Raw genomic sequence first — 12,638 nt, 5'->3', positions numbered from 1 at the left:
CCGGACAAGACACGACCCGATTTTCACCGTAAAATCAGACGATAAGACACGAAGGAGCAGAGGAAAGACATGAGCGGAGTAGATATCAAGGACCTGCGCAAACGCATGGACGGCGCGCTGGCTTCGCTGAAGTCTGAATTTTCGGGCCTCAGAACCGGCCGCGCCAGCGCCGCGCTGGTCGAGCCGATCGAAGTCGAAGCCTATGGCTCGCGCATGCCGATCCCGCAGGTCGGCACGGTCGCCGTGCCCGAGGCGCGCATGATCTCCATCAATGTCTGGGACAAGGGGCTCGTGGGCGCCGTTGAAAAGGCCATCCGCGAATCCGGGATTGGCCTTAATCCGGTTGTCGACGGACAGAATGTGCGCATTCCGATTCCTCCGCTTACGGAGGACCGCCGCAAGGAGCTCGCGAAAATCGCCGCCAAATACGCCGAGCAAGCCAAGGTGGCGATCCGCAATGTGCGCCGCGAGGGCATGGAAGATGTGAAATCCGCCGAAGGCGGCGAGGACGAACAAAAGAAGCTGTCCGAAGACGTGCAGAAGCTGACCGACGAAATGGTGAAAAAGGTGGACGAAGCCTATGAGGCCAAGGAAGCCGAAATCATGCAGGTCTGACCCTTGCGGATTGGCGCTTGCAGGCAGGACATGTTGAGTGAGAGTTAACCACGATAATCTATTGTCGGCGCCCAGGGAAACGGAGGCCGCAAAGTGACCGCATCGCCCGCGCCATCGGCGGAGCCTGAGCAAGGCGGCGGCGCGCCTGCGCCGAAACACGCCGCCATCATCATGGACGGCAATGGGCGCTGGGCGAAGGCGCGGGGTCTTTCTCGCACCGAAGGCCATAAAGCCGGCGTCGAGGCCGCCCGCCGCGCGGTTGAAGCGGCGCGCAATCTCGGTCTCACCCATCTCACGCTCTATTCCTTCTCCACGGAAAACTGGCGCCGCCCCGCCGGCGAAGTGCGCGATCTGATGGGGCTGTTGCGCCAGTTCATCGTCGACGATCTTCCGAAATTGAAAAAGGAAGGGTGCAAAGTCGTCATCATCGGCGACCGCGAAAACCTGTCCATGGACCTCAAAGCCCTCGTTAGCCGCGCCGAGGGAGAGACCCGGGGCAACAGCGCCTTTGTGCTCGTCATCGCCTTTAATTACGGCGGGCGCGACGAGATTGCGCGCGGCGTGCGCGCGGCGGCGAAAGCGGTCGCGGCGGGCGAGCTCTCGCCTGACGACATCACGGAAAAGACATTCGGGACTTATCTCGACACGAAAGACATTCCGGACCCGGACCTTGTCATCCGCACCAGCGGCGAAAAACGCGTATCGAATTATCTGTTGTGGCAGGCGGCCTATGCAGAATATGTGTTTCTCGATGTTCTGTGGCCGGACTTTACCGAAGAGGTGTTTGCAGGCGCCATCGACGAATATTATCGCCGCGAGCGCCGTTATGGCGGCGTTGGCGCCGGCTGACACCGCGCGCGCATGCCATCATCCATTGACAAGCTGGACATCGTTCGCCCGGCGTCCGCAGGGCCGCTGAAAAGACGGATCTTTGCGGCCGCGGTTTTGATACCGGTCGTCATCGCCGCCGTGCATGCGGGCGGATCGGCCTTCGCCGCCATGGTCGCCTTCGCCGCCGTCATCATGTTGTTCGAATGGGCGCGCATGGTGGAGCGGCGCTCTTCCAGCCGGGCTTTCTATGCGCTCGTCGCCGGTTCGGCGGCGGCCATGTATTTCGCGGCGGGCGGAAACTACGACGCGGCGATTGCATTCGCCGCCGCGAGCGGCGTCGCCGCTTTTTTCTGTGCTAAGCGTGAAACCGGCATCGGCGGCTGGTCGGCGCTGGGCGCGGTCTACATCATCATGCCCTGCATCGCGCTCATCTGGCTGAGGCTCGACGCGCCCTCGGGGCGGGCGCTCACCTATCTCCTTTACGGCGTCGTCTGGGCGGCCGATACAGGCGCCTTTATTTTCGGCAAATTCATCGGCGGCCCGAAAATCAGCCACGCCTTGTCGCCCTCCAAGACCTGGGCCGGGATTGGCGGCGGCATTCTCGGCGGCGCCCTTGTGGGCGCGGCCGCCGGGGCGCTCATGTTCGGCGCGGAATGGGCGGTTTTGCACTTTTTCATCGGCGGCGGCCTCGGCGCCGCCTCGGTCGTCGGGGATCTCGTCGAATCGGCCTTCAAGCGCAATTTCAAGCTGAAGGACATTTCCGGCTTCATTCCGGGCCATGGCGGGGCTTTGGACCGGCTCGACGGCATGATTTTCGCCACTTCAGCGATGACGGGAGGGCTTCTCCTCTATATGCTGTCGGAAAAGCTTCAGGGGTGACAATGGGGACGCCGATTACGCAGGGCCGCGGGGCCCGGCGACGCATTACGATTTTAGGCTCGACCGGTTCCATCGGCGAATCGACCTTGAGCGTGCTTGCGCATGCGGACGGCCTCGGCGAGGCCGACTTCGAAATCGAAGCCTTGACCGCCAATCGCAATGTCGAAAGGCTCGCCGAGCAGGCGAAAAAGTTCAAACCGAAATTCGTCGCCGTCGCCGATGAAAGCCTCGGCGGAGACCTGAAAGCCGCGCTTGAAGGGACCGGCATTGAAACCGGCGCCGGCGCGGCCGCGGTCGAAGAAGCGGCGAGCCGCGACGCCGACTGGGTGATGGCGGCGATTGTCGGCGCCGCCGGCCTGAAGCCCACCTTGAAAGCCGCGCTCCGGGGCGCGGACATCGCGCTCGCCAATAAGGAATGCCTCGTCTGCGCCGGCGATGTCGTCACCGAGGCGATCCGCGAAGGCGGCGGCGCGCTTTTGCCTGTGGACTCGGAACACAACGCAATCTTTCAGGTCTTCGATTTCGATCAGCCGGACCGCGTCTCGCGCCTCATCCTGACGGCGTCCGGCGGGCCGTTCCGCACCTGGACGCGCGAGGCGATGCTGGAGGCGACGCCGGCGCAGGCGGTCGCGCATCCCAACTGGTCCATGGGCGCGAAGATATCCGTCGATTCCGCCACCATGATGAACAAGGGCCTCGAGCTCATCGAGGCCGCGCACATCTTCCCGGTGGGACACGAGCAGATCGAAATTCTCGTGCATCCGCAGTCGGTGATTCACTCCATGGTTGAATATGTGGACGGATCGGTGCTCGCCCAGCTAGGCACGCCCGACATGAGAACGCCGATTGCGACGACGCTCGCCTGGCCGAAACGGACCCCAAGCCCGAGCGCCCAGCTCAACTTCGCGGAAGTCGCCAAACTGACTTTCGAAGCCCCTGATTTGCATAGATTTCCCGCCCTCAGGCTCGCCCGTGAGGCGATCGGCGCCGGCGGGATCATGCCGGCGGTTCTCAACGCCGCCAATGAAGTGGCGGTCGCCGCCTTCCTCGCCGGCGGGCTCAAATTCCTTGATATCGCCGCAGTTTCCGAGCAGGTATTGGACCGGGCGGGGCGTCTTAACGGTCCGGCGCGCCTGAGCACGCTGGAGGAGGCCATGGACGCGGATGCGCAAGCGCGACGCATGGCGGAAGAATGCGTCGCAGCGAAAGCCGCGGCCTGAAGGATGGATTAGTCGCTGATGCCGTTCGCCGAAACGCTGATCGCCGTGTTGTTTTCCGCCACGGCTTTTATCGCCCTTTTGATGATCATCGTGTTCGTACACGAATACGGGCATTTCTCCGTCGCAAGACTGTTGGGCGTAAAAGTCGACGTGTTTTCCATCGGCTTCGGCAAGCCGATCATGAAATGGATCGACCGCAAGGGCACCGAATGGCGGATTTCGTGGCTGCCGCTCGGCGGTTATGTGAAGTTTTTCGGCGACTTGAACGCCGCTTCGCAAGGACCGGCTGAAGCCTCGGAAAAACCGGTCACGACGCAGTTCCCCAAGCCTTCCGAAGCAGAGGCCGTCGCCGGACAGATGAGCGCGGAGGAACGCGCCGTGTGTTTTCACTTCAAGCCGCTCTGGCGGCGCGCAGCAGTTGTGGCGGCCGGGCCTTTCGCCAATTTCATTCTCGCCGTAGCGATTTTCGCCGCGCTCTTTATGTTTTTCGGCCGCGCCGTGGTGGACCCGGTCGTCGGCGGCGTCGCCGAAGGCTCCGCCGCGCAGGAGGCGGGTTTCCTGCCCGGCGACAGGATTATCGAGGTCGACGGCCGTAAAATTACGGAATTCGCCGATATGTACGATGTGGTGATCGTCAGCGGCGGCAATGAGATGAATGTCGTTGTGGAGCGGGACGGCGCGCGCGAGGCGATCGCCGTGACGCCGCGCCGCGTCGAATCTGTGGACCGCTACGACAACAAGATTACGCGCTGGCAACTCGGCATAGCGCCGCCGGGCAGCGATCATGTGAGTTTCCGCAAATACGGCCCCGTCAGGGCGCTGGGCGAGGGGATTGGCGAACTCGGCCGGATTCTGGCCATGACCGTGAAATATATCGGCAACATCGTTCTCGGCAAAGAAGACGCGCGGCAGTTGGGCGGGCCCATTAAAATGGCGAAATACGCCGGCCAGTCCATCCAGTCGGGCTTTGACGACTCAAGCTATAGAGAGCCGCCCGGCTTCCTCACGAAGCTGCGGGCGAGTTTGGTGGATTTTATTTCTCTCGCGGCGGTTGTGTCGGTGTCCATTGGATTCCTGAACCTTCTGCCCATACCGGTCCTCGACGGCGGCCATCTATTGTATTACGCATACGAGGCCGTTGCCGGCAGACCGTTGGGCGCGCGGGCGCAGGCGTTCGGTTTTCGGTTGGGCCTCGTCTTGCTGGCGTCGCTCATGATCTTTGTGACCTGGAACGACATAAACAGCTAACATCATAGGCAGTTAGGGCGGCGGCATGAGTTTGTACAAGTCGGGGGGAGGCGTTATTCGCGCGGGGCTTGCGCTTGCGGCGGTTATCTTAGCCTCCGTAACGGGCGCGGCGGCGCAGTCGGCCCAGCAAAGCGCTGAGGCCCCGCCGCTCGCTCAAGGGCTATTCGAATCAAAACCGGCGCCGATCATTCAGAACATCGCAGTCAAGGGCAATCAGCGCATCGAAGCCGAGACCGTCGGCTCCTATCTTCCGCTGCAGCCGGGCATGCCGGCGGAAGAAGAATTGCTCGACCTGTCGCTGAAAACGCTTTTCCGCACCGGTCTCTTCTCCGACGTGAAACTCCAGATGCAGCCGAACGGCACGCTGTTGATCGAGGTCGATGAGAACCCGATCGTCAACCGCGTCATCCTTGAGGGCAATCGCCGCCTGAAAGACGACAAGATCACCGAAGAGATCCAGCTTGCGGCGCGCACGGTCTACACCCGCGCCAAGGTGCAGTCCGACGTTCAGAAGATTATCGAGCTCTACCGCGCGAAAGGCCGGTTCGCCGCGACGGTGACGCCGAAAGTCACGCCGCTCGATCAGAACCGCATCGACGTCATCTATGAAATCGACGAGGGCCCGAAAACCGGCATCGCCAAGGTCAATTTCATCGGCAATGAAGTCTTCACCGACAATGAGTTGCGCGGCGTCATCCTGACCAAGGAAAGCCGCTGGTGGCGGTTTTTCACCAATTACGACAATTACGACCCCGACCGGCTTGAATATGAGCGCCAGCTCCTGCGCGAGTTTTACGGCAAGCACGGCTATGCGGACTTTCAGGTGGTCTCCGCCGTCGCCGAGCTGACGCCCGACCGCAAGGATTTCTTCATCACCTTCACCGTGGATGAAGGGCCGAAATACACGATCGGCGAAGTGCGCGTGAAGACGACGCTCGCCAAGCTCTCGGGCGACGTGCTCGTCAACTATGTGCCGATGAGAGCCGGCCAGACATTCGACTCTGAGAAGATCGAAAAGGCGATCGAATCCCTGACTTTCGCCACGGGCACTGTCGGCTATGCTTTTGTGGATGTTCGCGAGCAACTGACCCGCCACCCTGAATCCAACACCATCGACATTACCTTCGTCGTCAATGAAGGCCCGCGGGTTTACGTCGACCGGATCAACATCAAGGGCAATACGCGCACGCTCGACAAGGTGATCCGACGAGAGATCCGGCTGTCTGAAGGCGACGCGTTCAACCGCGTTCTCGTGGACCGATCGCGGTCGCGAATCCGATCTCTAGGCTATTTCAAGGAAGTGAATATCGAGGAAAAGCCGGGCTCGGCGCCGGACAGAACCGAACTCGACGTCTCGGTGGAGGAACAGTCCACCGGCTCGCTCAGCGTCGGCGTCGGCATCTCCTCGACCGAGAATTTCATTGTCGACCTTTCGGTCGAAGAGCGAAACCTTCTCGGCCGCGGACAATATCTGCGCTTCCGCGTGCAGGCGAGTTCGCGGACCCGGCAGGTCGACCTTCGCTTCACCCAGCCTTATTTCCTCGACCGCAACCTTGCGGCGGGCGGCTCCATCTTCAATCAGCGCACGGACTTTAAAGAGTCCGGCTTCGTGCGCGACCGGATCGGCATGGGACTGAACGCCGGCTTTCAGGTGTCTGAATATGGCCGCGGCGGCGTGAATTATCTGCTGACGCGCGACAAGGTGCAGATCGACACGCAGTCCGCTCAAATTATCGATATTGGGGCCGATCCGTTGTCGATTCTCATACCGGGCGCCATGCCGACAAGCGTCACCCAGCTCACCGACGCCAACGGCGATCCGTCGGGGCAGAGGGTTTCAGCTAATTTCTGTGATTTCGTGAACGCATCGCTGACGCCGACCTGCGAATCGCGCGGCAGCTTCCTGACATCGCTGGTGGGCTTCAGCCTGTCTTTCGACAAGCGCGACGACCCGATCACGCCGCGGCGCGGCTGGCGGGCCGGCGGCTCGGTCAGCGTGGCGGGGCTTGGCGGCGACGTTAACTATTACCAGACCGAGTTCAACGGCGCCTGGTATCACCCGATCATCGGCGACTTCATCGGCGCGCTGAAAGGCCGGGCCGGGTATATCGACGGTTATGGCGGCGACAATGTCCGGCTCTCGGACCGGTTCTTCGAAGGCGCGTCGACTTTCCGGGGCTTCGAGGTCGCCGGCGTCGGGCCGCGCTATATTTCCGGCACGGCGGGACCAAATGGCGTTCTGGTGCCGCGCACGGACCGGGACGGGAAAATCTTCGGCCAGTCCATCGGCGCCAAGATCTACGCCATCGGGAGCGCGGAAATCCTGCTGCCATTGCCTTTGCCTGAGCAATATGGCATTCGGGCGGCCCTGTTTAGCGATTTCGGCACGGTTGGCAGTGTCGATTCCGATACTAAGGCGTTGAATAACGACCTGAATTTCTGGCTCGACACAGACGGGGACGGCGTGGTCGATTTGGCGCCGGTGCAGGACGATCTTTCCTTAAGGGCGACGGCCGGGGTGACCGTAAGTTGGGATTCGCCGTTCGGTCCTGTAAGGTTCGATTTCGCCAAGATCCTGATGAAAGAGGAATACGACCGGACAGAGGGGTTCCGATTCAGCGCGGGGACGAGTTTTTAAGGTAGAGGTGTAAACCATGAACAGACAGTTTTACGCGATTGCGGGCGCTGCCTCGCTGTTGATCGCAAGCATTGCAGGCGGCGCTGTCTTCAGCAACGCGGAAGCCCAGTCGGCGTCAAAGCCGCCGGTCATTCTGATTGTTGATCGCGCGCAGCTTGTGTCTCAGACTAAGGCCGGCAAGACCATTCCGGAACAGGCTGAGAAGGTGAAGGCAAGCGTCGAAAAAGAGCTTGAGGCGGAAGCCGACAAGCTCAAAAAAGAGATCGAGGACTTCAAGAAAAATGCGTCCTTGATGTCCGAAGAAGTGCGCAAGCAGAAAGAACAGGAGCTCGCAGGCCAATATCAATACGGCCTGCCGCAACGCGTCCAGATCATGGAAAAGGCGTTCAACGCGGCCGTGCAGAACGCGCAGGCGAAAATCCTCGTTCAAAGCCAGCCGATCCTGAAAGACATCGTCGAGGATCGCGGCGCCACCATCCTTCTGGACCGCTCGGCGGTGATGTATGCGGCGCCCGAAACGGACGTCACCCAGGAGGTCATTGCGAAGCTGGACAAGAAATTCCCGGAGGTCGAAGTCGAGAAAATCTCGCTCGCCCAGCTGGAAAAACAGCTCAAGGAAGCCCAGGCCAAGGCGCAGCAAAACGCCAAGAACTAGGCTTTCAAAACAAATCCGAGCCTCTTTTGCGGGGCCCTAAAAGGCCGGCGGAATTTTCCGCCGGCCTTTGTATATCCGCCGCCTGTCGCCTCTAAGCCTATGGATTATCTGCAAAATGCGTTTTATGACCGTAGGGGACGGGACGTAAGCAAAGCAGGATTTTGATGCCGGACAGCCGTTTTTTCGAAACGCTTGCGCCTCTTGCCGCCGCCGAGGCCGCGAAGCTTGCCGGCGCGGAGCTGGTTTCCGGCGACGGGGCCGCGCCGGTCGGCCGGGCGGGATCTCTCGACGAAAACCTGGATGAAAACATCCTCGTCTACTGCGACAAGCCCGCCACGCTGAAGCGGCTGGAGGGCAAAAATTACGGGCTGTGCTTCGCCCCGGAAGCGCCGGCGGCGCCCGGCGGCGCCGTCGCCATTAGCTCAAATCCGCGTCTTGCGTTCTCGCTGATCGCCGGCCGGTTGCACCGGCCCCGGGAGGCCGGCGCCCGCATGAGGGACACGCCGCCAGGTGCCGCCATTCATGAAACGGCGTTTGTGGATGAAACCGCCGAAATCGCTGACGGCGTTTCGATCGGGCCGCATGTCTTCATAGGGCCGGGGGTTGTGATCGGCGCCGGGGCGGAAATCGCCGACGGCGTCAGCCTTTCCTGCGCCCTTATCGGCGAGAATGCGCGCATCCTTCCCGGCGCGCGCATCGGGCAGGCGGGTTTCGGCTTTGTCGAGGGACCAAAGGGCATCGTCAGCGTTCCGCAGCTTGGCCGCGTCGTCATCGGAGACGGCGTCGATATCGGTGCCAACACGACCATCGATCGCGGCGCCCTTGGCGACACGATGGTCGGGGACGGGACGAAGATCGACAATCTCGTCCAAATCGGCCACAACGCCCGAATCGGCCGCAATTGCATTATTGCAGCGCAAACCGGCATTTCGGGAAGCTGCATCATCGGCGACGGGGTGATGATGGGCGGCCAGGTCGGCCTCGCGGATCATCTCGTCATTGGCGACGGCGCGCAGATCGCCGCCGGGTCCGGATTGATGCGGGACATCCCGCCTGGAGAAAAATGGGGCGGCCGGCCGGGCCGGCCGATAAAAGACTGGTTGCGGGAAACCGCGGTGCTGGCGAAACTGGCGAAAAAAAGGAATGGTTAGGCCGATGTCCAAGGTTGAGCCCGGAAAAAGCGTACTCAATGTAGAGGAATTGATGCAGATCCTGCCGCATCGGTATCCTCTTTTGCTTGTCGACCGCCTGGTGGACATCGTGCCCGGCGAAGGCGCCGTGGGCATCAAGAATGTCAGTTACGGGGAGCAGTTTTTTCAGGGCCATTTTCCGCAAAAGCCGGTCATGCCGGGCGTCCTCATCATCGAGGCCATGGCGCAATCCGCCGCCGCTTATACATCGTATACGGAAAACCTCGACGTGGAGGGCAAGGTCGTTTTGTTCATGGGCGTCGACAAGGCGCGTTTCCGCCGCCCCGTGGTTCCGGGCGATCAATTGCGCATCGCCGTGCGCACCGTGCAGCGCCGCCCGCCGGTCTGGCGCTTTGAGGGCGAAGCCACTGTGGACGGCAAGCGTGTTGCGGAAGCGCAATTCTCCGCCATGCTCGCTCAGGCAATCTGACGCGCGTACTTATGAGCATTCATCCGACAGCGATAGTGGAAGACGGGGCCGGTCTCGGCGATGTCGAAATCGGTCCGTTCTGCCATGTGGGCGTGGGCGCGAAGCTGCATGACGGCGTCGTTCTGGAGCGTCATGTGGTCATCGAGGGCGATGTCGAAATCGGCGCGAACACCCGGGTCTCGCCTTTCGCCGTGCTCGGCGGCCCGCCGCAGCATCTTGGCTGCAAAGGCGAAGGGTCGCGGCTGGTCATCGGCGCCGGGAACATCATTCGCGAGCATGTGACAATGAACAGGGGCACCACGGCCGGCGGCGGCGTGACCCGCGTCGGCGACAAAGGGTTTTTCATGACCGGCTCGCATGTCGCCCATGACTGCCAGGTCGGCGATAATGTGATCTTCGCGAACGGCGTCGCCGTCGGCGGGCATGTCGTCATTGGCGATCATGCCTTTCTCGGCGGCCTTTGCGCCCTGCACCAGCATTGCCGCGTCGGCGACCATGCTTTTGTGGGCGGCTGCGCCGCGGTGACCAAGGACATCATTCCTTTCGCCTCGGCCGTGGGCAACCACGCGCGTCTTGTCGGGCTGAATATTGTCGGCCTCAAACGCCGGGGCTTCGAACGCAAGACGCTGCATGATTTACGCGCCGCTTATCGCATCCTGTTTTTCGGCGACGATGTCTTCAAGAACCGCCTTGAGGTCGTGCGCGAGAAATATGCAGCCAGTGCGGAAGTCATGCGCATGCTTTCCTTTGTCGACGCCGGCAAGTCGCGCCCGCTGATGACGCCGGACCAGGACGGCTGATGACCCGCTGGCGCAAGCTGGGCGTTATCGCTGGCGGCGGGGCGCTGCCGCTCAGGATCGCCGAGGCCTGCGCGGCGGCGGGCAAGGAGTGCTTTTTCATTCGTCTCGCCGGCGTCGCCGAACCGGGGCTTGGCGGTTATCCCGGCGAGGACTGCGCCATTGGCGAGGCCGGAAAAATCATCCGCATGCTGAAGCAAGAAGGCTGTGACGCCGCCGTTTACGCGGGCATCGTTAAACGGCCCGACTTTGCGAATCTTAAAGCCGACTGGCGCGGCGCGGCCTTGCTGCCGAAAATCATCAAGGCGGCGGGCAAGGGCGACGGCGCCATTTTGAACGTGCTCGTTGAAACCCTCGAAGCCGAAGGGCTCCTGGTCATCGGTCCAGACGAAGTCGTTGAAGACGTCGCGTGCGAGGCCGGGCCTGTGGGGCGCCTAGCCCCGGCGAAAGAGCAATTTGCCGATATTTGCAAGGCCGCCGCCATCGTCCAGGCGTTAGGCCCGTTCGATGTCGGCCAGGGCGCGGTCGTCGCCAACGGGTTCGTGCTGGCCATCGAAGCGGCGGAGGGCACCGACGCCATGCTCGACCGCTGTGCGGCCCTGGCGAATGATGCGAGCCGCGGCGGCGTCCTCGTCAAGCGACCGAAACCGGGGCAGGAGCTTAGGATCGACCTGCCCGTGATCGGCGCCGAGACCATCCGACGGGCGGCGCGGGCGCGGCTTGCAGGCGTCGCCGTAGAGGCGAAACACTGCATTATCATCGACCGGCGGGAAGTGGCGCAGCTGGCGGACGAGGCCGGGTTGTTTGTCTATGGATTCACGCAGCAAGACCTTGAAGGCGAAGCGTGAGCGCGTCGCCGCTCAAGATCTTGCTGTGCGCGCTGGAGCCTTCTGCAGACGCCCTTGGCGCGGACCTTATGGCGGCGCTTCGCAAACGCTGTCCGGAGGCGGCCTTCATCGGCTGCGGCGGCGCGCTCATGGCGGCGCAAGGGCTCGAGAGCCTTTTTCCCGTTGACCGTTTTTCGGTAATCGGTCCCGTCGCTGCGCTGCAGGCGCTGCCGGCGGCGTTGAAAGCCGCCGACCGGCTTGCCGATCTCGCCGAAAAGGAAAAGCCGCAGACGGCGATCCTGATCGACAGCTGGTCCTTTTCGAAGATTGCGGCGATGCGCCTGCGCAAGCGCGCGCCGGAGATGCGGCTCATCAAATATGTGGCGCCGCAGGTCTGGGCCTCGCGCCCGCGGCGCGCGCAAAAAACGGCGGAACTTTTCGACGGCGTGTTGTGCCTTTTCGGCTTTGAAACGGGCTATTTCGAACAGGCGGGCGCGAATACCCGCTGGGTCGGCCATCCCGGCTTTCAGGCGATCCTTGCGCATGATTCCGATAAGGCGGCGTTTCGCGCAAGACACAATATCGGGGCGGGGCCCTTGCTCGCGGTGCTGCCGGGCAGCCGCGCCGCGGAATTGAAGCGCCATGCGGCGCCGTTTCGCGGCGCCATTGAAAAGCTTCTGACGGACTTCCCGGATTTGCGCGTGGTTGTATCCGCCGCCCCGGGGGCGGAAAACGCCGTGCGCGCGCTCGCCGCCGGCTGGCCGGGCGGCGCTTTCGTCGTGGAAGGCGAGGAACGGTTCGAGGCTTGTCGCGCCGCCGATGCGGCGCTGGCCGCGTCGGGCACCGCCACCGCCGAGCTCGCGCTTCTCGGAACGCCCATGGTGGTCGCCTATAAGGTGGAGCTTTTGACGGAGCTCTGGGCGCGCGCGGTGTTGACGACGCCGCATGTGTCGCTGGTCAACATCGCCGCCGGACGGGAGGTTGCGCCGGAGCTTTTGCAAAGGGATTGCCGCCCGGAGCGTCTGGCCGCGGCGCTCGCCCCGCTCATGCGGGACGGGCCGGCGCGGCGCAGCCAGATCGAGGCTTTTCCGGCGATCGCCCGCCTGCTCGCCGGCGAGCGATCGCCGGGAGACGCGGCGGCGGCGGCGGTCCTCGACTGGCTCGGAACGGGAAAAACGCCCTAAGCTATTGAAACAGGCGCAAACGGGCCTTATTGCAATGGCCTTGGCCTAGGGGTGTAGCTCAGTTGGTAGAGCATCGGTCTCCAAAACCGAGGGCCGTGGGTTCGAGTCCCTCCGCCCCTGCCAT

12 protein-coding genes and 1 tRNA gene are annotated in these 12,638 nt (G+C 62.5%); all 13 read left to right on the top strand.

All coding sequences use genetic code 11. The features are described from left to right. The first annotated feature begins 69 nt into the window (after positions 1-69). The 13 genes from frr (at position 70) to CW354_RS20745 (ending at position 12,637) form a co-directional block, all read left to right on the top strand. Positions 70-615 carry a ribosome recycling factor gene (gene frr / locus CW354_RS20805; protein WP_104832031.1) on the top strand — a complete coding sequence of 182 codons (546 nt, stop codon included), beginning with the start codon at positions 70-72 and terminating at the stop codon, positions 613-615. A 93-nt stretch (positions 616-708) separates the two neighbouring features. Continuing rightward, positions 709-1,464, top strand: coding sequence for an isoprenyl transferase (locus CW354_RS20800; protein ID WP_243396501.1), 756 nt, complete (start codon positions 709-711; stop codon positions 1,462-1,464). Between the two features lie 12 nt (positions 1,465-1,476). Next, positions 1,477-2,325: a phosphatidate cytidylyltransferase gene (locus tag CW354_RS20795; protein WP_104832030.1), complete on the top strand. Its 849-nt coding sequence runs from the start codon at positions 1,477-1,479 to the stop codon at positions 2,323-2,325. A 2-nt stretch (positions 2,326-2,327) separates the two neighbouring features. Then, complete coding sequence (locus CW354_RS20790; RefSeq protein ID WP_104832029.1) at positions 2,328-3,545, top strand: 1-deoxy-D-xylulose-5-phosphate reductoisomerase; 1,218 nt, start codon at positions 2,328-2,330, stop codon at positions 3,543-3,545. Between the two features lie 18 nt (positions 3,546-3,563). Further along, the gene (locus tag CW354_RS20785; RefSeq protein ID WP_104832028.1) at positions 3,564-4,793 is read left to right on the top strand and encodes a M50 family metallopeptidase; all 1,230 of its coding nucleotides are present in this window, start codon (positions 3,564-3,566) and stop codon (positions 4,791-4,793) included. Between the two features lie 25 nt (positions 4,794-4,818). Next, on the top strand, positions 4,819-7,431 hold the full coding sequence (gene bamA, locus CW354_RS20780; RefSeq protein WP_104832027.1) for an outer membrane protein assembly factor BamA: 2,613 nt from the start codon (positions 4,819-4,821) through the stop codon (positions 7,429-7,431). A 16-nt stretch (positions 7,432-7,447) separates the two neighbouring features. After that, positions 7,448-8,086, top strand: coding sequence for an OmpH/Skp family outer membrane protein (locus tag CW354_RS20775; protein ID WP_104832026.1), 639 nt, complete (start codon positions 7,448-7,450; stop codon positions 8,084-8,086). Positions 8,087-8,250: 164 nt separating this feature from the next. Next, positions 8,251-9,237 (top strand): UDP-3-O-(3-hydroxymyristoyl)glucosamine N-acyltransferase, encoded by a 987-nt coding sequence (gene lpxD / locus CW354_RS20770; protein WP_104832025.1) that lies wholly within the window; start codon positions 8,251-8,253, stop codon positions 9,235-9,237. Positions 9,238-9,241: 4 nt separating this feature from the next. Next, positions 9,242-9,706, top strand: a complete 465-nt coding sequence (gene fabZ / locus CW354_RS20765) for a 3-hydroxyacyl-ACP dehydratase FabZ (RefSeq protein WP_104832024.1) — start codon at positions 9,242-9,244, stop codon at positions 9,704-9,706. Positions 9,707-9,717: 11 nt separating this feature from the next. Next, positions 9,718-10,506, top strand: coding sequence for an acyl-ACP--UDP-N-acetylglucosamine O-acyltransferase (lpxA, locus tag CW354_RS20760; RefSeq protein ID WP_104832023.1), 789 nt, complete (start codon positions 9,718-9,720; stop codon positions 10,504-10,506). Further along, complete coding sequence (locus tag CW354_RS20755; RefSeq protein ID WP_104832022.1) at positions 10,506-11,351, top strand: LpxI family protein; 846 nt, start codon at positions 10,506-10,508, stop codon at positions 11,349-11,351. The genes lpxA and CW354_RS20755 overlap by 1 nt, the downstream gene beginning before the upstream one ends. After that, complete coding sequence (lpxB, locus tag CW354_RS20750) at positions 11,348-12,514, top strand: lipid-A-disaccharide synthase (RefSeq protein ID WP_104832021.1); 1,167 nt, start codon at positions 11,348-11,350, stop codon at positions 12,512-12,514. Before CW354_RS20755 ends, lpxB begins: the two co-directional genes overlap by 4 nt. 47 nt (positions 12,515-12,561) lie before the next feature. Continuing rightward, a tRNA-Trp gene (locus CW354_RS20745) sits at positions 12,562-12,637 on the top strand. Position 12,638 lies beyond the last annotated feature (1 nt).

Origin of the sequence: Hyphococcus luteus (genome assembly GCF_002943565.1) — a bacterium.
In the GTDB taxonomy this organism is placed as follows: domain Bacteria; phylum Pseudomonadota; class Alphaproteobacteria; order Caulobacterales; family Parvularculaceae; genus Hyphococcus; species Hyphococcus luteus.
Note: the sequence above shows the minus strand (reverse complement) of the source record. Positions and strands in the feature narration are given on the sequence as shown.